Source organism: Gardnerella sp. DNF01204 (assembly GCF_049244145.1).
Classification (GTDB): domain Bacteria; phylum Actinomycetota; class Actinomycetes; order Actinomycetales; family Bifidobacteriaceae; genus Bifidobacterium; species Bifidobacterium vaginale.
Genome location: NZ_CP058379.1, coordinates 1,402,625 through 1,423,606 on the forward strand (window position 1 = coordinate 1,402,625; position 20,982 = coordinate 1,423,606).

A 20,982-nucleotide genomic window follows, 5' to 3' on the forward strand; every position below is an offset into this window, starting at 1 on the left:
GTTGCTGGCGACTTTTGAGTGCTTTTCAAATAATTCCCGAATTATTCCCGAATTATTCCCAAATCACATTGGTTGGTTTCCATGATGCTTCCCCGTTTTAGAAACGCGTTTTTTACTTCTTAAAATCTTCAAAGAATTAGCAATAACGTCTCTTGTTTGCTCCGGATCTATCATTGCGTCAATCTGGCCAGTTTCCAGCGAAAGATTCGCGTTTACAGTGGTGTTTTCGTAATCTTCAACAAGCTTTTTTCTTAAAGCGTCAACATCTTGACCGCGCTCTTTTGCTTTTTGCAAATCTTTGCGATGAATAATGTTCACAGCTCCTTGAGCGCCCAAAACCGCTATCTGGCTGGTAGGCCAAGCGTAGTTAAAGTCTGCTCCCATCGACTTTGATCCCATTACAATGTATGCTCCACCAAAAGCTTTGCGTAAAATCACAGTGACGAGAGGAACTTGCGCGTTTGCGTATGCGTAAATCACTTTTGCGCCTCTGCGAATAATTCCAGCGTGCTCCTGATCTGATCCCGGCTTGTATCCAGGAGTGTCTACAAGAGTTACAACAGGAAGATTAAACGCGTCGCACAATCGCACAAATCGCGCTACTTTTTCGGAAGAATTAACGTCTAGAATTCCAGCATTGACTTTAGGCTGATTTGCCACTATTCCAACAGGATGACCTTCTATGCAAGCAAAACCGACTACTGCGGATGCTGCGTAAAGCTCTTGAACTTGCACAAATTCGCCATAATCTACGATTGCGCGAATAACGTCTAAAACGTCGTACGGCTGGCGATCATTGCTTGGAACAATAGTCGCAAGCTGCTTAGCGGTTTCTCTGTCTGCGCGCGTGGCAGCGTATGCGAATGTTGGCGGATTTTGATTGCAATTTTGCGGCAAATAAGCCAAGATTGTGCGCGCATAGTCAATGGCGTCCGCCTCGTCTTCGCCCAAGTAGTGAGCAACGCCCGAAGTGGAGTTATGCACATATCCACCGCCTAAATCGTCCATGCTAATTGACTCGCCTGTGGCAGCCTTAACAACATCTGGACCAGTTACAAACATGTTGGAATGTTCGCGAGTCATGATTATAAAATCCGTAAGAGCAGGGCAATAAACTGCACCACCAGCGCAAGGTCCAAGAATTAGTGAGATTTGCGGAATTAAACCGCTTGCTTCACAAGTTTTTTTGAAGATTCTGCCATATTGCGTAAGTGCGTTAACGCCTTCTTGAATGCGAGCGCCGCCCGAGTCGATTAGCGCAACAACTGGAACTGCAAGCTGCAACGCCATGTCTAGAAGATGACAAATTTTCTGACCTTCAGCGCGTCCAAGCGTGCCGCCACGAACGGAAAAATCCTGCGCATAAACTGCCACTTTTTTGCCGTATACTTCGCCAAAGCCCGTGATTACAGCGCATCCTGCAATATCGTTATTTATGTCTCCACCGTTAAAGCGGCCGATCTCTTCAAACGTTCCCGTATCAAAAAGCAAATCCAAACGCTCTCTTGCTGTGGATTTTCCCTTTGCATGCTGGCGCTCTAAAGCATTCTGCTCGGCGTCTCTAGCAAGGCGAGCCGCGTGTTCTACGGCTGATTTTCCACGCTGAGGCTGCGTAGGCTGCGCATTTTGCATAGTTTGTGCGTCTTTACTAACTTGCGCAGCATCTTTATTAACATCTTTTGCAACTTGTGTAGCATCTTTAGTAAGCGCACTCATTTTGCACTACCGCCTTTAGTCACGTCAATTGTTACAAGCTTTTCGCCTGCTTCTACACCATCTCCAGGCCCCACAAAAATGCCAGTAACTACGCCAGCTGCAGGTGCATAAACGTAGTTTTCCATTTTCATAGATTCAAGAACAGCAAGTAAATCGCCTTTAGCTACGTTCTGACCTTCCGCAACGTTTACGCGTGTAATCACAGCTTGCATTGGAGCAGAAATCACGCCAGGAGCATCCTTTGGCGTTTCCGACTTGTGAGTATCTCCTCTTAATCCTCGTCCTCTAAGCGGCTGCGATGCGCGAACTGTGCTTCTAACTCGCGCAGAGCCAGTAAGATTGTCTACAATATCTTGCGGAATCGTAAGTTTTACGCGCTTATTGTCTACTTCTATTACAAAAGACTCCATTTTAGTTGGCTTATTTTGCGCGTCTTCACCAGACTTATTGGAATCCAAAGAAGCAGGCTGTCCGCCATTTGCCGCTGCAGCAGTGCGGTTCAAATACTTGCGTTCAAGCCATTTTGTAGAAATATCAAAATCGTGATCTTGCGCTGTAAAATCAGGATCGTTAAAAATTTGCTCAAAAAGCTTAGCAGGAGTAGGCACTCCCTCGATGCAAAGCTCCTTAAGCGCGCGTCTTACGCGAGCAATCGCCGCATCGCGATTTTGAGCCGTAACAATAAGCTTGCCCATCATGGAGTCGAATTTTGGAGACACGCTATCTCCAACTTCTACTCCAGAATCCACACGGATTCCAGGTCCAGATGGCCACTCGATTTTTGTTAGTGTGCCTGCGCTAGGCGTAAGATTCGTTGCTGGGTCTTCCGAAGTGATTCTAAGCTCAAAACTATGCCCGCGCGAAGGGTGATTTTGCGTAAGCTCACCGCCGTCGGCAATCGTAAGCTGTTCGCGCACAAGATCTAGTCCGCTAACTTCCTCACTAACTGTGTGCTCAACTTGCAATCGTGGGTTCACTTCCAAGAAGTAAACCTTGTGTTGAGATGTCACCATATATTCGCACGTGCCCAAACCAACGTAGTCAACAGCTTCAAATAGGTTACGAGAATATCGGTGAAGCTGCGCGTTCTCGTCATCGGTAAGGAATGGCGCTGGTGCTTCCTCAACCAACTTTTGGTTTCGGCGCTGCACCGAGCAGTCGCGCGTGGAATATATGGTGAAGTTTCCATGCGAATCGCGGCCAACCTGCGTTTCCACGTGGCGCGCCTTGTCTATAAAACGCTCAATAAAGTACTCGTCAAGGTCGCCGCCTTGCAAAGCGTCGTGGTTCATGTAGAATCCGCGAAGCTCGTCATCGTTGTGCACAACGGTTATTCCTCGGCCACCGCCACCATCTGTGCGCTTCATCATAACCGGGTAGCCGTGTGTTTGCGCAAAAGTCAACAATTCTCGAATGTCTTTTACAGGCTCCGATATGCCTGGTACGGGCGGCACTTTAGCGCGAGTTGCCACGCGCCGAGCGGTTATCTTATCCCCTAAATCAATAAGAGCTTCTGGCTTCGGGCCAATCCACACAGCGCCAGCATCAATCACCTTTTGCGCAAAACTCGCTACTTCCGATAAAAATCCATAGCCAGGGTGTACAGCATCCGCTCCGCTTTTATGCAAAATGTCTATAATCGCGTCTTCATTTAAATAAGTGTCTCTATACGTGTCTCCAGAAAGCGCGTACGCTTCGCTTGACATCTCAACATACTGTGCTTGGCGGTCGGATGCCGCATAAATAGCTACAGTTTGTATTCCCATTTCTTGAGCAGTGCGAATCACTCTAAGCGCGATTTCGCCGCGATTTGCAACAAGTATTTTTTTGATATTCGTAACCATACGTTACAAGTTATAGGAAATTTGGCTTATAGTATCCGTGAATTTGAACAAAACATTATGCGATTTTTTGTAAACTTCTCCAACGCGCAGCTGGTGATTTTTGTCTAATCTTTGATTCAGCAACGAAAAACAATACGAAAGAAGGATATCGTGGCTAATTTTGAATCTAACTCTGGTGCAAACTCTGGCGCAAGCTCTAGCACAGTTGCATCTAAGGCTTTTGACGTTAATCGTTTGGCTGTTCCATTTGCTAAGGCGTTTTTGTTTACTGTTCTTATTAGCGCTGCAACTATGGCTGGCGCATTGCCGATTCCTGGAACTCCTGTTCCTGTAACTTTGCAAACTTTGGTTTTGGCTTTGGCAGGTCTTACTTTGACTTGGCGCCAAGCCGTTAGCTCTGTGCTTATGTACCTTGCGATTGGTGCTGCTGGAATGCCAGTGTTTGCAGGCGGAAAGAGCGGCGTTGTGGCTTTTGCAGGCCCTAGCGTTGGATTCCTTGTTGGATTCGTGTTCGGTGTGGCTGTGATTGCGCTTGTAAAGTCTGCGCTCGAAGGCGTTGTTAATGCTGCTATACCAGAGGATTCTGTTGCTAAGAAATTTGCACGATTTGGCGCATATTTTGCAGCATCTGTTGTTGGTTCTCTTGTGATTTACGCATTTGGATTTGTAGGCCAATCGCTTATGATGCACTTGCCTGTTTGGGCAATCGCCGTGGCTTCTACTGGCTTTATTGTGGGCGATATTATTAAGGCTGCAATCGCTAGCGCTACTTGCGCAGGATTGTATGGCGCGTTTAAACGCAATCACAATGCGTGATTAATTGCGATAAATCGCATGATGCGTAATGCGTGGTTCGCAATTCGCGATTCGTAATGCATGATACGCAATGCGCAATTAATCGCAAGCGTAACGCGCTAACTATCTAAGACCGCAGTCTCGTCGCTGCGGTCTTTTTGTTCTAAACGCTAATCGCGCAACCCATAATCCCGCGTTTGTTCCCAAAATCGCCAAATATGACAACAAACGCGGGCAAAAATAAACGAACGCGTACTAGCGTAATCAACAAAAAACACAATTATATTAAAAACTTAAATTAATACAACAATACAAGGGTGCGCATGCTATGCATATTTGTTACGCAAAAGCATGCACACCCAACTTATTTCTAATTACAATTCTTCTTCAAATGGTTCATATGTCTGTTTCAAAACAAAATCAAAATATCTTACATGATCCCATTCGTCAGGATTACCAAAATGTAATACTTTCAAATTGTGATTATCATACGAAAATGCGTATAAATCTTTATTACTTATATCATATGCAGACGTATATTGAGTCCATGGAACCAACATCTCATCATCTACCGATATTCGTAGAACTCCCTTAGGGGTGTTCTCCATTGACAACAATTGAAATACTTCATTAATCGCATTCCCGTCATCAACTGGCATAGACATTAATTTTGCATAAGCCGCTCTCAAAAATCGACTTTCTGGTTTATAGTCGCTAGGTATATCGAGTAATCCACTTATATTCTCATCCAATCCTACATTATTCACAGCTTCATTGTTGTCATAAAGATATTTGCGATTGGTAGAACGTTCAAGATGAGCCTTCAAATTATTAAGATGCCAGTCAAAGGTCGGAGCATTTGTAAATACACCAACTGTATTTTCAAATATTTTAAAACCATTAGAAATAGAAGGTTCTACAACTATAGATCTACCTGTTTCATCGGAAAAAACAGCATGTTGCGGAACAGACATCCCCATCATTGGACCAGGTTCATTAACTATTCCTAAATCCGAATTGAGTGAATTAATGATCTCATCGAGAGAACGATACTGAGTTAATATCCATGTAACTAATTCTTCTCCACGAAGCGCAATTTTATTAGAATCATCAATTTCTTTCTTACTCACATATCGGAAGAAGTGATCGAAATAGAAAGACCCACCGCATATTCCGTATTCATTTATTCCATCTAAAATAACAGGGTTCTTATGCACATCTTTAGCCCAAGCAACACCCATTACTGCACATTTAGTAATAAATGGTGTATAGGTTGATTCTATAGATGTACCAGACGGTATCTTCATACCAGCATATTCAAACTCTTGTTCAAAATCTTGGGTTCTTCCCCAATATGAATTTCCTTGTTTGCTTCTTATTCCAATTCCAGTACACATTGTTATTACTCCTTTATAATAACTAACTGAAAATAAAAACTTTTTATCAATTGACTTGTGAGACTAATTCATCCTGATCATTACGAGCAGAAGGTATTGCAGCTATAACAGCACCTACTAGTGCTACAACTGTTCCAATAAGTGTAATAACGTATACTTTTGCACCTAACGCCGGAACAAGCCAGTCGATCAACACAGACCCAAGTAACTGTCCAGCCGTCGAAGCTAGTCCTAGAAGAAGTAGACCTAATCCTCTCACCAATAAAGCCATTAAGGCTATAGACAATAATCCAAGCGGACCACCTAAGTACATCCACCAAGTCAATGGAAGATGGAAAGAAGTCTGACCTGTAGCGATTCTAACAATAAGAGCAATTGCTAGTACGGAAAAACCTACTATAAAGTTCCAAGTTATAGAAACTAACATAGAACCAGTTTCATTAGCCACTGCCGAATTACCAGCAGGTTGCCATCCCGCTAAAAGACCAGCAGCAAATGGTAGAACAGCTAGAAATACAACTGACGGAGCATGCCAGCTTGGTGAAACAACCATAATAGTTGCAACAATTGCAAGAATTGCACCAGATATACGAGGTAAATTAAACGGTTGCTTTGTATCTACACCTATTCCAAATCTATCGCATAATAATCCAGACAAAACCATTCCGCAGATTAAAGTTGTCTGGAATGTTGCAACACCAAGTACAGATGCAGATGCTCCTTCAGAAAAAACAACCATAGCTCCACATAATCCAGCTATCCAACTCCACCAAGGTATATTATTAGAGCGAATTTTCGAAGGAATTGAAGCAAATTGTTGTCTTGTAGACGCTCGAGAGAGAATTATGATAAACATAACAACAAGTCCCGAACCGAATGATACTACTGCGCAAGCATTGCCATCAGCTAATTCTTTTCCCAATTGTCCATTCACAGCAGATTGCATTGGAGAAAGCATACCAGCCAATACCGTTCCAATGAACAATAAAGGAACCATATAACGTTGTTTACTATTCATAATGATTATCTCCTTTCATATAATTCTTCACTCTTATAGTGAATAATAATTTTAATTTGCAATTATTAAATTTCTTTAGAAAGCCACTTGACACAATTAGAAAATAGTTGACCATATCCACTCCATTGCATAAACGCTTCCGGAGCCCAATGAGGAGCTATATCTGATGCAAAAGCAATACTTCTGCCTTTATCTACCTCATTAACAATGAGCAAAGGATTATCATCAACTTTCATGAGAATATTAGAACTTTCTTTAGCTAAAAGCTTTTGATATCCAAGAAGAATTGGAATAGGACTCAAATCATTCACAATTGGATGATTGGATACTATTTTAGGAATTACACCTTGAGGTTTTTCAGCTCTATCATCAAATGGACTTATTTCAACAGGAAGCACATCTTCAATAGATGTACCATGATAATGAGCTTTACCTTCAAATCCAGCAAAGGAAAGATATCCACCTGCCATCATCAGTCCATGACCTTCACGAACCCATTTAGCTAATAAATCTAAACGATTTACGCATCTTTTTCCTTCACCAAATACCCTATTAGGTAGTAAAAATGAATTACTTCCTATATCTGAAAGTATCACAACATCGTATTTGTTTAATTCATCCATTGTCCATGGAAAGTTTTCTGGAACATCATGAGCTTTTAGATGTGTAACATCGTGACCAAACTTTCTAAGAGCATCAAGAAATTCCACGCAACCAATTTCTAATTTAGTGGATGTGAATTCATCAAAACCTTTATATTCTGTAGTAGATGAAATCCAAGATTCTCCAGCTAGTAAAACTTTTGTCATATAAACAGCTCCTTTGCTTTGAATAAATAAAAACATCTCTACTTTGTAAATCTCACACATTAAGGATGTTCTTATAAAAAATAATAAATCTTTTGCGCAAATAAAACAAACACAAAAAACGCTAAAAATATGGGCTAAAAGGGCTTCATTGCTAGAATACTATAATATTTTTGCGCAAATTTTTCTATTGTAAAAGTTTTTGCGCAATAGTAGCATTAACAGTATTAAATTACTTATTAAGCTATTGATTTTTCAATAAAACTTATGGAGTCTATATGTCAATTGTTCAAGTGGCTAGAAGAGCAAATGTATCTACATCTACCGTATCGAGATATTTGCATGGTACGTTAAACGTAGAAGACTCTACAGCACAAAGAATTGACGAGGCTGCACATTTCTATAAATACACAACTAAAATAAACTCAAAGACAACTTACAAAGCACTGGCGCTTGTTATTCCTGGATTAAATAACCCATTTTATAGTGAACTATGTCAACAACTATCCATGGCAGCAGATGGTTTAGGATATACATTAAATATTAAAATATCGCAAGGAAATCCAATAAAAGAAAGAAATATTGTTGAATCCATAATTAAAGAGCAAAAGTATATTGGACTTATATACGCTGGATTAAATAACAATAATATAGCTTTGCGTAAAGTAATACCTTCTGGAATGAATGCCGTTCTAATAGATGAGCAAATGAATGATGAAAAATTATCTAATATATCAACAGTAACTGTTGACAATTACTCTGGAGCATACCAAGCTGTCTGTTATTTACTTTCCCTGGGGCATAAGAGAATAGCCTACGTGTCAGGACCAGATGGATTAAGCACAACCTCAGACAGAAAACATGGCTATTTATCCGCTTTATCAAATAGCAAAATATTATACGATGATTCTTTAATATTTTCTGGTCCATATACTGAGGAATTTGGAGAAAGTATATTCCCATACATAGTAAGTAACCCAGATCCACCAACCGCAATATTCTGTAGCTCAGATATTTCAGCACTAGGGTTACTTGGAGCAGCTGAAAGATATGGATTAAAGATACCAGATGATTTATCTGTAATAGGCTGCGATGGAATTCATATTGGCAAATGGGCGCATCCTAGCTTAACAACATTGCAGCAACCATTTGAAGCTATTGCTAAATCTACTTTAGAATTAATAAGTTTTAATGGAGAAACAAAACATATTCAATTACCATTAACGTTAACTATTAGAAATTCTACTTGCAGAATAAAAAGTTAGATCATCTGAAATATACGTTTGTTACAAGCTCTCGTAAAGACAGTAATTCATATTGATAGCCACGAAAATATTGGAAATAAGCTCATATACAACGGCTTATCCGACTACAAAACCAAGAACACTTCCCCGCGTTTGTTCCCAAAATCGCCAAATACGACTACAAACACGAGCAAAAATAAACGAACGTGGGCTAGCGTAATCAACAACGTAAATTTAAGCTATAAATTAAAAAGTGTAATACGTAGAGTATAATAGTTTTTCTATATGATAAAGAAAATCACTAAAATTCAAATAATTCTACTGTATTACACTTTACTAATAGCCTTTACTATAAAAGTAATATAATGAAAATTTTAATTTTCATTGTTTACTTTTAAATCATTATTCATATCACTTACCTGAACCTCTTTTGACGTATTTTCATTCTGCGAACAATTTGATACACTTTGATCCAATTGTTCTTCTGCATCTATTTGCAGTATTTATCTACACAGTCAATTATTTTTTCTAATAAATAGCAGATCTTATCTTTTTTAGTTTTCAATAAATGCATCATTACAGTAGAAAGAACTACAAAGATAAGAATTCTAAAAAATGCAAGCCATCCATCAGACATACAGGTATAAGCACAATTTTCTACAAATTTTCCTAAAAGTTTAGATAACTCCATTGATAAATAAACTAATACTTGCAGCAACAGAACACAAATCCTTAATACAACAAGCGTTTTTTTACCACATTTTATTTTTTTATGAAAGACTTTTTTAAATAGAATATTTAAATTCTTAGGTTCAAGTACAAATGTCACAACAGCTACTGCTAGAACCACAATCTCCCAGTTGCTATTATCTAATATTGCAAAAAATACAAATAAAGCAATTACGGGGAATATTAATTTTGTATTTTCTTTCAAAACAAGTTGAAAAGATCTATATATAAAAGAACATGTTATTGCAAAATAAATGGTAACAGCGAGTATAGCGATAAAATCCTCAATGATAGGAATATGTTGGATAGTATCATTCAATACATCCATATACGCAATAGAACATATATACGCACTAAGACTAATTGTAAAGCCACGTATATAACAATCCTTGAAGAATAAATTTATAATAAAAGCAGATACCAGCAATAAAATTAATGAAAAAGCCCCACACGTAGAAAGTTCAAAATTATGTGTAAATATTATTAATATAGTAGAAGTAGATAAAAGTACAGTAAATATAATACCTAGAACATTCAATATTGTAGATTCTTTAGGATGATTAGTAATTTCCTTAATACTATTCTTATGCAAATCATTCTTATTAGACGAATATGAAGCATCGTTTACGGTTTTATTAAACATAGGCAACGTCGCCTCGATTCAATAAGTAATTTATTTAGATATGAAAATGGGGGCTGAGAGAACCCAGCCCCCGAGTGGCTTAGTAAAACCAAACCACTGGAAGTTGCAACTTACTCAGCTCTACTACAGGAGCATACGCTCTTAGTTTAGTAAAGCCAAGTAGGTAGTGCTTAGTGACGCATCTTGCGAACAGCAGCACCCATACCAGCAAGCATAGAAGCAGCCAAAGCAGTCAAAGCAACACCAACACCAGCATTACCAAGCTTCTCGCCAGACTTACCATGACCCTTAGCACCCTTAGCAGCAAGCTCACCCTTAGCATCAGCCTTCTTAGCAGCAGCCTGCTGAGCAGCCTTACCAAGCTTGCCACTAGCAGCATCATTCATAGCCTTAGTAGCACCTGGAACATCCTCAAAATTAGGAGCCAAAGGATCAGAAGTCACAACAGGAGGAAGCTTAGAAGCCTCAACACCGAAAGTCACCGCATCGTTATAGCAAGCCTTGTACTCAGCCAAAGCAGCATTATACTTAGCAGTAGAAGCAACAGCCTTAGCCTTAGCCTCAGCATAATCCTTATTAGCCTTAGCAGTCTCAGCAACAGCAAAAACAACCTTAGCCTGAGCACGATCTACAGCATCAGTAAGACGCTGAGCCAAAGCAGAATCATTCTTAGCAGAAACATTATAAGCTTCCAAAGCATCCTGAGCAGCCTTCAAAGCCTTCTCAGCAGCTTCCTGAGCAGCTACCTTACCAGCCAAAGTAGCCTTAGCCTTCTCATACTCAGCATAATCCTTAGTATAAGCAGCAAAAGCATCATCAAGATGCAACTTAGCAGTCTTCACAGCCTCAACAGCCTTAGCCTTATCAGCAGCCTTCACATGAACATGCTTTGCTTCACCTGGCTTAGTTGGCTGTGAAGTTGTAGTCTTACCACCAACAAGTTTAGCAAGCTCTTCCTTCAAAGCCTTAAGATTAGCAACATCCTGAGTATAACCAGAATTATATGCCGCTAACGCTTCCTTAGCTTTATCTAATTCTCCCTTAGCCTTGTTATAAGCATCTTGCGCGGTAGTAAGTGCAGTATTCAAGTCCTTACCGCTCTGATTCTTTTCAGCTCCGTAAGTCTTATCAGTATCTTCGCTGTCGAAGTCATCAGTCGTCTTTTTATCATTGCCTTGCTTTGCTTTATACTCAGCATATCCAGCGTTATAAGCAGCATAAGCAGCATCGAAAGCCTTATCAGCCTTATCAAATTCAGCCTTAGCTTGATTATAAGCGTTCAGAACATCCTCAGATGGCTTAAGATTGTTATTCTTCATCTTTGCTTCAAGAAGAGCAATAGACGTCTTAAGATCTGCAATCTTAGCATCAGTATCAGCATCAGCCATTGCTGGGGTTGCCATTGCGAAGCCGGCAAGCAAAGTAGCGCCAGCAGCGAAAGCGGCGATAGCCTTCTTATTCATCATTTTAATTTCCTTTCTTCTTCTCCTCCGTGCTAGGAACACGAAAAAGAATTTGCCTTATGCGGTTTCCCGCGTAGCACCAGTTGAACTAGGGATTCACTGGTTGCTGATTCAAAAGATACAACATGCTTTAACAAAAATCAACCAAAACATTCAGCTTACATTCAGGTTTGTTTTGAATTTTTTCTGAAAAATCACAATAATATACCCAATAAAACATAAAAATTACGATTAATCATATTTAAAAACAGAAAAATATCCAAGACACGCCGTATATAGACTTTTTTTAAGATTCTTTCAGGTTTTTTTAAGGTTTGCGTTTAATTGGCGTGTCGTCTATGGCACACTGACATAGTTATTGCTATTAAAAACTACACAACAATATCTATTCAGACTCATCTACACAACTACAATCAAACAAAATTACGATAAAAACAAGAAAACTACTATAAAAACAAGATAATTATTACAAAAGTTAAAATTATAAACTCTCACTTCATTCGTCAATGCTTGATTTCTCAATATAATCTAATGGTTTATCAATAAACCTTCGAAGCGCGACTTGTGCTGCTCCAAGCAATGCAGACCTTCCACCAACTTCTGACATTAAGACTCTAACATTTACAGCTTCGCTGCATAATACTTCAGAAGTAAGTTCTTTACTAATTCTTTGCGTAAGACCAACACCAAATCGCTGCCAAATACCACCTAAAATAACCGTATTAATATCCAGTAGATTCACAGCAGATCCAATTACAGATACTAAAGCTTCTACTGCTTTATCGACAGCGCTAACAACTATCTCATCACCAGATTTCCAACGTTCAAGTAAAACATTTACAGCTTCAATTTTTGTTGCATCACACCCACTGGCAATGTGAGCAGTTTCAACCAATGCTCTCCTACCAGCAAACGCCTCTAAGCATCCACGCCTTCCACACCTGCAAACAGGACCATCTAAAGACACAGACACATGACCTATTTCTCCAGCAAAACCATTTTCACCATAAACAACATGTCCATCTCTAACAACAGCACCACCAATACCAATATCTGTTGATATGTATATAAAAGAATCTGAAGGCTTCATAATGCTATCGTTTTTACGCTGCGTAGCAAAACCAGGAATCTGCGCTATAGCCGCAAGATTAGCTTCATTTGCAGCAAACACATTAAGTCTCTTAACAAGCTCATATTGTCCAAGATTAAGGTTTTTCCATCCTAAATTCGGCGACGCCAACAAGATAGATCCATCAATCACAACACCAGGCAAAGCTAATGCACCGCCGAGTATAATGTACCCTAATTCTCTAGCTTTTGTTTCACTACCAAGCACAATATTATTTAGATTATCAAAAACTTCATTAGCAGTGAGCTGCTCCATATCGCAATCAACCCATTGCTCGTCAATAACATCACCATTTATATCAACAGCAGCAAAACCATAACCATCAGTATTTATTTGTAATCCAAAAGCACAAAAACTTCCAACGCTAACAGCCAGTGAGGTACCAGGACGACCATAATGCACAGAAACACTATCTGCCTCATGAAGAACCTTACTAGATATAAGTATTTGCACAAGCAAAGATATTGTAGCCTTGGTTAAACCAGTTGCGCGAGCCAATTCTGCACGAGTCATAGGCTCTACAGAACGCAAAATAGTGTCTAAAACAACAGACAAATTATGATTGCGCAAATCATCCTGATTTATACTTCGTAAAGCTGACATGCTACCTCTTTCATTACTTGACAAATTCTAATACGACACATAAATCTAACGCACAAGTAATCAACCTATAGGTCACAATACTAATAGAAAATTCTCATAAACCGTGTTAAACTTTATTTTAGTTCATTCATCTAACTAATTGCAAATCAGCGAGTGCAATTTTTGCGCAATTGCCTTCAGATGAATAGAAAAAATAAAAATGTCAAAAAGAATAACAGTCTACACAGGAGTAACTATGAAACAAATACTTGTTGCTGGAATTGACACATCAACTCAATCAACAAAAATACGAATTACAGATGCAGAAACAGGAAAATTAGTACGTTTCGGACAAGCAAAACACCCAGAAGGAACTAGCATACACCCAGATAGATGGTGGGAAGCGTTCCTAAAAGCAAAAGAACAAGCCGGAGGACTAGATGACGTCAGCACACTGTCAGTCGGAGGTCAACAACATGGTATGGTACTTCTAGACAAGCAAGGAAACATTGTTAGAGATGCACTACTATGGAATGATACTCGCTCAGCACCAGAGGCTGCACAGTTAATCGAGAGCCTACAAGGTAAATCAGAAAAAAACACTGATAAACAAAGCCAAACCCTTGAAGGAAAGCGTAACTGGGTTCGTGCAGTTGGATTATCCCCTGTAGCGTCATTCACTGTAACAAAAATTGCTTGGGTAGCCAATCATGAACCTGAACTAGCAAATAAAGTAGCGGCTATTTGCTTACCTCACGATTGGCTAAGCTGGAGAATTGCAGGATATGGTCCATCTAGCACTTCTAATCCTTCTAATAGGGATACTATTGGACTTGATAAACTTTTCACGGATCGCTCAGACGCTTCTGGCACAGGATACTTTGATCCAACCACTAATAACTACAGACGAGATTTGATAAAACTTGCATTCGGTAGAGACGATGTAATTTTACCTAAAGTTTTAAACCCTAACGAAATAGGAGCATATGCAGATCCAGAAATAGCAGGTAAAAATGTGGCCGGAGGATGCTTAATAGCCCCTGGAGGCGCAGATAACGCTATGGCTGCTTTAGGCTTAAACATGGGAATTGGAGATGTATCTATATCACTAGGAACATCAGGAGTAGCCGCAGCCGTTTGTCAAACACCAATATACGATATGACTACTGCAGTTGCAGGTTTTGCCGACTGCACTGGACACTGGCTTCCATTAGCATGCACAATTAATGGTTCGAGAATAATAGACGCTGGATGCAAAGCACTAAGCGTCGACTACGAACAATTCGCAAATCTATCAGCACAAAGCACACCAGGAGCACAAGGAATTACACTTATACCATATTTTGACGGAGAACGCACTCCAGATAGACCAAATTCTACGGCTAGTATATATGGGCTAACATTAGCAAACACAAAACCTTCTAACATAGCGCGCGCTTTTACAGAAGGATTGTTATGTTCTCAGCGTGATTGTTTGGAATTAATAAAATCACTAGGAGTCACAGTAAAAAAGATTCTACTAATTGGAGGTGGTGCAAAATCATCAGCAATACGAGCATTAGCGCCATCTATATTAGGGAGTGATGTCACTTTACCAAAAACCGACGAATATGTTGCTATCGGTGCCGCAAGACAAGCAGCTTGGACTCTTTCAGGTAGAGAGTATCCACCTATTTGGCAGAATGAAATAGAAACAACTTTGCATGGAGAACCTAACGAAGAAATATATAAAAAGTATTTACATTACCGCAACTTAGAAAAATAAATAAAATAAATATTCCAATATGACATTTATTTGAAAATGCTCTGTTATAACACATTGTTCAATGTAACATAACAGGGCATTTTAATATTTAAAAATATAAAAAGTGCATGCACCTTACGGTACATGCACGATTTTGATTACAATAATTTGATTACAACAATTACTAAAACTACTTAAGTACATTAATTAATACAATTACTTTTTGCGCTTCTTGCTAATCAAATCATAAGCAACAGCAGCCACAACCACCAAACCTTTAATAGTTTTGACAATAGCGGCATCCGCACCCATAATAGACAAGCCCTGATTGAGAACACCCATAATTAATGCACCAACCATAGCGCCAGGAATCGTACCAGTTCCACCAGAAACAGCAGCACCACCAATGAAGCATGCAGCAATAGCATCCATTTCAAATTCTTGCCCAGTTGCAGCGGTAGCAGATGCAAGTCGAGACAATGTTACAACAGACGCTATTGCTGTAAGAACACCCATCGTTAAGAAAATCTTGAAATCAACCAATTTAGTATTTATGCCAGAAAGAATAGCTGCTTTTCTATTTCCACCAACAGCATAAATATCACGACCAAAAATCATGCGATTCAACACGAACCAAAAAATTCCAACGAGAACCGCAATAATAACCAATACTATTGGAATACCGCCTTGCTGAGAATTTCCAGAAGATGCCAATAAATAAGTAATAAAACCAATAGCTGCAACAGATACAACAATTTTCGTAATAGTAAACGAAAGTGGCTCAATCAATAATCCAGTCTTCAACGACTTCGCTCTCTTACGCAATTGCACAACAATTACACCTACAATGGCAAGAGCACCTACAACGATAGTTAATCCATCATATCCGCCCCAGAATCCAAAAATATTAGGAAGATAATCTTTTGCAATAGCTCTGAATTCGCGAGAACGTAATGGAATAGACTCACCCGCAACAACAGTTGCCAAACCTCTAAAGATCAACATGCCACCTAAAGTGGTCACGAATGCAGGAACTTCAACATACGCTACCCAGAATCCATGCCAAGCACCTATTAGTAAACCTATGAAAAGCATGAAAGCGATTGCAAGCATCCAATTCATTCCCCAATGCTTCATAGCAAAAGCACCTAAGCCGCCAATGAATGCAACAGCAGATCCAACAGATAAATCAATATGTGTAGCAACAACAATCATAAGCATCCCGATTGCCGTAATCATAACATATGCATTTTGTTGGAATAATGCAACAACATTATTTGGATACAACAACCTATTTCCAGTCAACACTTGGAAAATAATGATAACAGCAACGAGAGCAAGATAAATACCGTAAGAACGAGCATTCCCCAGCAATAGCTCTTTTAATCCAGGAGCACCAATAGCTGTATTTTTCTTCTTTGAATAAGCAGATATTGATCCAAACATAATATCCTCTTTCTTTGCTACGCAACGATGCGAAGTTTAATTACTAATAAAATCTGATAGATTGAACTATTCAACGGTAAATGACTTCTCATATTCCAATGGAACATCACAAGTCATATACTTCATTAATTCTTCTTGATTTGTCTCATGAGCATTCAAACAAGCTGTAATTTTGCCTTGACTCATCGTGTATATACGATCACATATACCAAGCAATTCTGGCAATTCCGAAGAAATAACAATTATTGCACTACCAGAATCCGCTAACTTGTCGATAATCTCATAAATGTCATACTTAGCGCCTACATCAATGCCACGCGTAGGCTCATCAAGAATAAGAAGCTTAGGCTGAGTTGCCACCCATTTTGCCAATACAACCTTCTGCTGATTACCGCCTGAAAGATTGCCAACAGGCATTTCAATAGTGTTACACTTCATACGAAAATCGTGACGATATTCTTCAGCAACTTTCGCTTCCTTATGTCTATCAATAACACCCAGATTACTAACTGACTTTAAATTAGCTAACGACGTATTTTCTCGAATAGAAGCTAATAAATTCAATCCATAAACTTTACGATTTTCTGTAGCATATGCCACAGCATGATCAATTGCAGAACGAACAGAATTGAATTTAACCTCTTTGCCATCTAAGTACAATTTACCAGACGCATTAGTGCCATATTGACGACCAAAAACACTCATCGCAGTTTCAGTTCGTCCTGCACCAATCAATCCAGCTAAGCCAACAATCTCACCCTTACGCACATTGAAACTAACATCATTAGCAACTAATCGTTTTTCGTCCAACGGATGATGCACTTTCCAATGTTCTATTCGAAAAGCCTCATTACCAATTTTTGCAACATGTTCAGGATACCTATTAGTAAGAGGACGACCTACCATATGGCGAATCAACTCATCTTGATCCAATGGATGCTGATCATCAACATCAATATGAGTAATTGTCTTACCATCACGTATCACTTGTACAGCATCAGCAATATAAGCTATTTCATTAAGTTTATGGGAAATAATAATAGCTGTAATACCACGCTCACGACGCAAACGATCAATCAGATGAAGCAAATTTGCAGAATCCTCATCATTTAAGGCTGCAGTAGGTTCATCAAGAATTAAAAGTTTTACATCTTTAGTCAAAGCTTTTGCAATCTCAACAAGCTGTTGTTTACCGACACCAATGTTAGCAATAAGATTACTTGGATCTTCATCCAATCCAACAGTTTTCATAACTTCGCGAGCAATACGATATTGTTCAGTATCATCTATAGCAATTCCCTTTTTAATCCTATTGCTGAGGAAAATATTATCAGCAATACTCATATACGGCACTAAAGCTAACTCTTGATGAATGATAACAATTCCTTTTGCCTCAGAATCACGAATCGTTTTAAATTTACAAACATTACCTTCATAAATAATGTCTCCCTCATACGTTCCATGAGGATATACACCAGAAAGAACATTCATCAACGTCGATTTACCAGCGCCATTCTCTCCACATATTGAAAATATTTGTCCACGTCGAACTTTCAATGTTACGTCTTCAAGCGCTGTAACCGAACCAAAACGTTTCACGATATGACGCATTTCAAGGATGACATCTTGTTTGTCAGTCACTGATTTTTCCTTTCTTAATGAAATACGATATTGTCGTAACTGAACCAGTATCAAATGCACTCAGCTACATAATTGATTAGCAGCCGAGTGCTCGACTAGTATCACAAACCAGCATCAGCTGCCGAAATATAGCCAGAATCAACAAGCTCTTTCTTGGCATTCGTTTTATCTACAGATACTGGTGACAGAAGCATAGAAGTAACATCCTTATTACCGTTATTAAAGACATCCTTTGTATTTGGCTTCTTACCATCAACAAGATCTTTAATCATTTTTGCTGTAGCCTTAGCGAGCTTACGCGTATCTTTATACACTGTCATAGTCTGTTTGCCTTGAACAATTGCAGCAACATTAGCCTTTTCAGCATCTTGACCAGTAATAATTGGGAAATAATTCCATCCAGCAGACTCAACAGCGTTAACAGTACCCAACGCAATAGCATCATTTGGAGCAAGAACTGCATCTAACTTCGTACCATCGTTATAGAAGGAATTAATGCGGTTTTCCATTTCAGCCTGTCCCTTTTGCCTGTCCCAATTGTCAATACCTATTGACTTCCAATCATCAAGACTCTTTGGAACTTTGCCGGACTTAGATTTCAAGACACCAGATTTAAAATAAGGCTCTAGCACTTTCCAAGCACCTTCATAATAATATCTAGCATTATTATCTGTTGGAGATCCAGACATCAATTCGACATTAAATGGTCCCTTTTTACCTTCTTTAAGACCAAGCTTGTCTACAATGTACTCTCCCTGCATGCGACCGACATCTGTCAAAGAGAATGTAGCATAATAGTCAACAGCATCGGTGTTCATAATCAAGCGATCATAGGCAATAACTTTTGCACCATTAGACTCAGCAAGCTCAGCAGCAGCACCAGTAGCAGTTCCATCGATTGATGCAATAACTACATAATTTGCACCTTGATTTGCCATATTCTGAATTTGAGAAGACTGTAAATCAGTTTTACCATCAGCATATTGCAGGGTGACCTTATAGCCAAAATGCTCAAGTTCTTTCTTAAGATTCTCGCCGTCAATCTGCCAGCGTTCCAATTGCTGTTCTGGCATAGAAATTCCAACACTAATCTTTCCACTCTTATTAACAGCCCCACTAGCACCACCACGCGTAGAAGGAGCTCCACAAGCAGCAAATGGCAACAACATAGCCAACGCACCAGCGATACCAATGATCTTTTTCCACTTTTTCATCATTATCCCTTTCGGCTTTGAACGGAATATTATTTAGTAAATAACGACAAATTGTAAAATATCTTTTTCAAATACTTACATACAACCAAGCGTGTCACCCCGAAAAATCAGAGCGACACGCCAAGTTAGGAGGAAGGAAGAGAATGACGCAATAACTCTAACAAATATTTTGTTATTAAATATTCACACTTTTACTCAGTTATACTAGATACAGTTTGAATCACCCTTCTCTTAGAGCATCGATAATGTAATTGTTAATCGTTGCCTTCACTGATTCAAGATGATCAGATTTAGTTGCAGTAATCAACTTTTCTTGAGGAATATCCAAAGCGTATTCTTCAAGAGACGACAAGCTGGCTGTGCCATTTTCTACAGTTAAGCCAATACCAGAATCGTATGAAGAGTACCGATCTGCCTGTAAATTCTCAATGAATTTATCTTCATGCATTTTTGCAGCTACCAACAAACCTGCTGCAAATGAATCCATACCAGCAATATGAGAACGGAACAAATCCTCAGCATCAAAAGACGTACGACGTGGCTTAGCATCAAAATTAAGACCACCATGAGGACCAATCGACCCTTCTTGCAAAACTTCCCACATTACAGTTGAAGTTTCATAAAGATCAGTTGGGAATTCATCCATATCCCACCCAATAAGCTTGTCGCCTTGGTTTGCATCCAAAGATCCAAGAACACCTGCTTCTCTAGCAGTACGAATCTCATGTTGATAAGTATGACCAGCTAAATTAGCATGATTACCTTCGAGATTCAGCTTAAATACATCCATCAAATCATATGTTCTCAAGAATGCAATTGCAGTCGAAGCATCAAAATCATACTGATGCATCGTTGGCTCTTTAGCTTTTGGCTCAATCAAGAATTGCGCATCAAAACCAATTTCCTGCGCATAATCATGGCACATGTGGAAGAATTTTGCCATATGCTCTTGTTCGCGCTTCATCTGTGTATTCCACAAGTTCTCGTATCCTTCACGACCACCCCAGAATACATAATTTTCAGCACCTAAGCGCTTGCCAATCTCTAAACTATGCTTTAGCTGACCTGCAGAGTATGCATAAATATCTGCAAATGGAGATGTTGAAGCGCCAGACACAAATCTAGGATTTGTAAACAGAGATGAGGTATTCCATAGCAATTTAATACCTGTTGACTTCATGTTCTCTTCAATTTTATCAACTACACGATCGAGATTGCGATTTGTTTCACGAAGAGTATCGCCTTCTGGAGCTATGTCACGGTCATGGAAGCAGAAATATCCCACAGACAATTTCTGGAAAAGCTCAAATGCATAATCGACTTTAGCTAAAGCCTCATCCATAGGATCACTATATTTGCCATAATACGGTCTATGAGCTGTACCAGTTCCAAATGGATCAACAAGAGTTTGGTCGAAAGTATGCCACCATGCAACAGCAAAGCGCAACCAATCTTTCATCTTTTTTCCAGCTACAACTCTATCCGCATCGTAGTAGTGAAAAGCTAGACCCTCCTTTGGACCTTGCGCTCTACCTACATATTCGATCTTATCAATATTCCATAAACTCATA

General features: G+C 39.3%; 15 protein-coding genes. 3 read left to right on the forward strand and 12 right to left on the reverse strand.

From position 1 onward, the window contains the following. Positions 1–63 precede the first annotated feature (63 nt). Both HXT46_RS05495 and HXT46_RS05500 read right to left on the reverse strand, forming a co-directional pair. Positions 64–1,716 (reverse strand): acyl-CoA carboxylase subunit beta, encoded by a 1,653-nt coding sequence (locus tag HXT46_RS05495; protein WP_421785876.1) that lies wholly within the window; start codon positions 1,714–1,716, stop codon positions 64–66. After that, positions 1,713–3,560, reverse strand: coding sequence for a biotin carboxylase N-terminal domain-containing protein (locus HXT46_RS05500; protein ID WP_410309774.1), 1,848 nt, complete (start codon positions 3,558–3,560; stop codon positions 1,713–1,715). Before HXT46_RS05500 ends, HXT46_RS05495 begins: the two co-directional genes overlap by 4 nt. Positions 3,561–3,710: 150 nt before the next feature. On the opposite strand from HXT46_RS05500, the gene HXT46_RS05505 reads away from it, so the two are divergent. Continuing rightward, positions 3,711–4,376: a biotin transporter BioY gene (locus HXT46_RS05505; RefSeq protein WP_421785879.1), complete on the forward strand. Its 666-nt coding sequence runs from the start codon at positions 3,711–3,713 to the stop codon at positions 4,374–4,376. Between the two features lie 353 nt (positions 4,377–4,729). Here the strand turns inward: HXT46_RS05505 and HXT46_RS05510 are convergent, their stop codons facing one another. The 3 genes from HXT46_RS05510 to HXT46_RS05520 all read right to left on the reverse strand — a co-directional run bounded on the left by HXT46_RS05510 (position 4,730) and on the right by HXT46_RS05520 (position 7,579). Beyond that, positions 4,730–5,752, reverse strand: coding sequence for a linear amide C-N hydrolase (locus HXT46_RS05510; protein WP_075038664.1), 1,023 nt, complete (start codon positions 5,750–5,752; stop codon positions 4,730–4,732). 46 nt (positions 5,753–5,798) lie between these two features. Continuing rightward, on the reverse strand, positions 5,799–6,770 hold the full coding sequence (locus HXT46_RS05515) for a DMT family transporter (RefSeq protein WP_248911795.1): 972 nt from the start codon (positions 6,768–6,770) through the stop codon (positions 5,799–5,801). Between the two features lie 65 nt (positions 6,771–6,835). Then, positions 6,836–7,579: a glutamine amidotransferase gene (locus HXT46_RS05520; RefSeq protein ID WP_004114439.1), complete on the reverse strand. Its 744-nt coding sequence runs from the start codon at positions 7,577–7,579 to the stop codon at positions 6,836–6,838. 275 nt (positions 7,580–7,854) lie between these two features. Here HXT46_RS05520 and HXT46_RS05525 point away from each other — a divergent pair, with 275 nt between their 5' ends. Further along, positions 7,855–8,841 (forward strand): LacI family DNA-binding transcriptional regulator, encoded by a 987-nt coding sequence (locus HXT46_RS05525; protein WP_009994299.1) that lies wholly within the window; start codon positions 7,855–7,857, stop codon positions 8,839–8,841. A gap of 469 nt (positions 8,842–9,310) precedes the next feature. On the opposite strand, the gene HXT46_RS05530 is transcribed toward HXT46_RS05525, so the two are convergent. The 3 genes from HXT46_RS05530 to HXT46_RS05540 all read right to left on the reverse strand — a co-directional run bounded on the left by HXT46_RS05530 (position 9,311) and on the right by HXT46_RS05540 (position 13,387). Next, on the reverse strand, positions 9,311–10,192 hold the full coding sequence (locus tag HXT46_RS05530; RefSeq protein WP_248911797.1) for a hypothetical protein: 882 nt from the start codon (positions 10,190–10,192) through the stop codon (positions 9,311–9,313). 170 nt (positions 10,193–10,362) lie between these two features. Then, entirely contained in the window at positions 10,363–11,658 is a 1,296-nt protein-coding gene (locus HXT46_RS05535; protein WP_421785883.1) for a hypothetical protein, read from the reverse strand. 493 nt (positions 11,659–12,151) lie between these two features. Further along, positions 12,152–13,387: an ROK family protein gene (locus HXT46_RS05540; protein ID WP_421785885.1), complete on the reverse strand. Its 1,236-nt coding sequence runs from the start codon at positions 13,385–13,387 to the stop codon at positions 12,152–12,154. A gap of 235 nt (positions 13,388–13,622) precedes the next feature. On the opposite strand from HXT46_RS05540, the gene HXT46_RS05545 reads away from it, so the two are divergent. Further along, entirely contained in the window at positions 13,623–15,131 is a 1,509-nt protein-coding gene (locus tag HXT46_RS05545) for a xylulokinase (RefSeq protein WP_421785887.1), read from the forward strand. A gap of 195 nt (positions 15,132–15,326) precedes the next feature. On the opposite strand, the gene mmsB is transcribed toward HXT46_RS05545, so the two are convergent. The 4 genes from mmsB to xylA all read right to left on the reverse strand — a co-directional run bounded on the left by mmsB (position 15,327) and on the right by xylA (position 20,981). Continuing rightward, positions 15,327–16,556 (reverse strand): multiple monosaccharide ABC transporter permease, encoded by a 1,230-nt coding sequence (gene mmsB, locus HXT46_RS05550; RefSeq protein ID WP_004138690.1) that lies wholly within the window; start codon positions 16,554–16,556, stop codon positions 15,327–15,329. Between the two features lie 66 nt (positions 16,557–16,622). After that, positions 16,623–18,167 (reverse strand): sugar ABC transporter ATP-binding protein, encoded by a 1,545-nt coding sequence (locus HXT46_RS05555; RefSeq protein ID WP_032834003.1) that lies wholly within the window; start codon positions 18,165–18,167, stop codon positions 16,623–16,625. A 131-nt stretch (positions 18,168–18,298) separates the two neighbouring features. Further along, entirely contained in the window at positions 18,299–19,411 is a 1,113-nt protein-coding gene (locus HXT46_RS05560) for a sugar-binding protein (protein ID WP_004138575.1), read from the reverse strand. Positions 19,412–19,631: 220 nt separating this feature from the next. Beyond that, positions 19,632–20,981 (reverse strand): xylose isomerase, encoded by a 1,350-nt coding sequence (gene xylA / locus HXT46_RS05565; protein WP_192382367.1) that lies wholly within the window; start codon positions 20,979–20,981, stop codon positions 19,632–19,634. Between the last annotated feature and the right edge of the window lies 1 nt (position 20,982).

What these genes read in the sequence shown, in the direction of transcription:
- HXT46_RS05545 (WP_421785887.1), top strand. Translation starts at nt 13,623, where the DNA reads ATGAAACAAATACTTGTTGCTGGAATTGACACATCAACTCAATCAACA.
- HXT46_RS05555 (WP_032834003.1), bottom strand. Translation starts at nt 18,167, where the DNA reads ATGCGTCATATCGTGAAACGTTTTGGTTCGGTTACAGCGCTTGAAGAC.
- HXT46_RS05525 (WP_009994299.1), top strand. Translation starts at nt 7,855, where the DNA reads ATGTCAATTGTTCAAGTGGCTAGAAGAGCAAATGTATCTACATCTACC.
- HXT46_RS05500 (WP_410309774.1), bottom strand. Translation starts at nt 3,560, where the DNA reads ATGGTTACGAATATCAAAAAAATACTTGTTGCAAATCGCGGCGAAATC.
- mmsB (WP_004138690.1), bottom strand. Translation starts at nt 16,556, where the DNA reads ATGTTTGGATCAATATCTGCTTATTCAAAGAAGAAAAATACAGCTATT.
- HXT46_RS05520 (WP_004114439.1), bottom strand. Translation starts at nt 7,579, where the DNA reads ATGACAAAAGTTTTACTAGCTGGAGAATCTTGGATTTCATCTACTACA.
- HXT46_RS05540 (WP_421785885.1), bottom strand. Translation starts at nt 13,387, where the DNA reads ATGTCAGCTTTACGAAGTATAAATCAGGATGATTTGCGCAATCATAAT.
- xylA (WP_192382367.1), bottom strand. Translation starts at nt 20,981, where the DNA reads ATGAGTTTATGGAATATTGATAAGATCGAATATGTAGGTAGAGCGCAA.
- HXT46_RS05515 (WP_248911795.1), bottom strand. Translation starts at nt 6,770, where the DNA reads ATGAATAGTAAACAACGTTATATGGTTCCTTTATTGTTCATTGGAACG.
- HXT46_RS05535 (WP_421785883.1), bottom strand. Translation starts at nt 11,658, where the DNA reads ATGATGAATAAGAAGGCTATCGCCGCTTTCGCTGCTGGCGCTACTTTG.
- HXT46_RS05495 (WP_421785876.1), bottom strand. Translation starts at nt 1,716, where the DNA reads ATGAGTGCGCTTACTAAAGATGCTACACAAGTTGCAAAAGATGTTAAT.
- HXT46_RS05510 (WP_075038664.1), bottom strand. Translation starts at nt 5,752, where the DNA reads ATGTGTACTGGAATTGGAATAAGAAGCAAACAAGGAAATTCATATTGG.
- HXT46_RS05560 (WP_004138575.1), bottom strand. Translation starts at nt 19,411, where the DNA reads ATGAAAAAGTGGAAAAAGATCATTGGTATCGCTGGTGCGTTGGCTATG.
- HXT46_RS05530 (WP_248911797.1), bottom strand. Translation starts at nt 10,192, where the DNA reads ATGTTTAATAAAACCGTAAACGATGCTTCATATTCGTCTAATAAGAAT.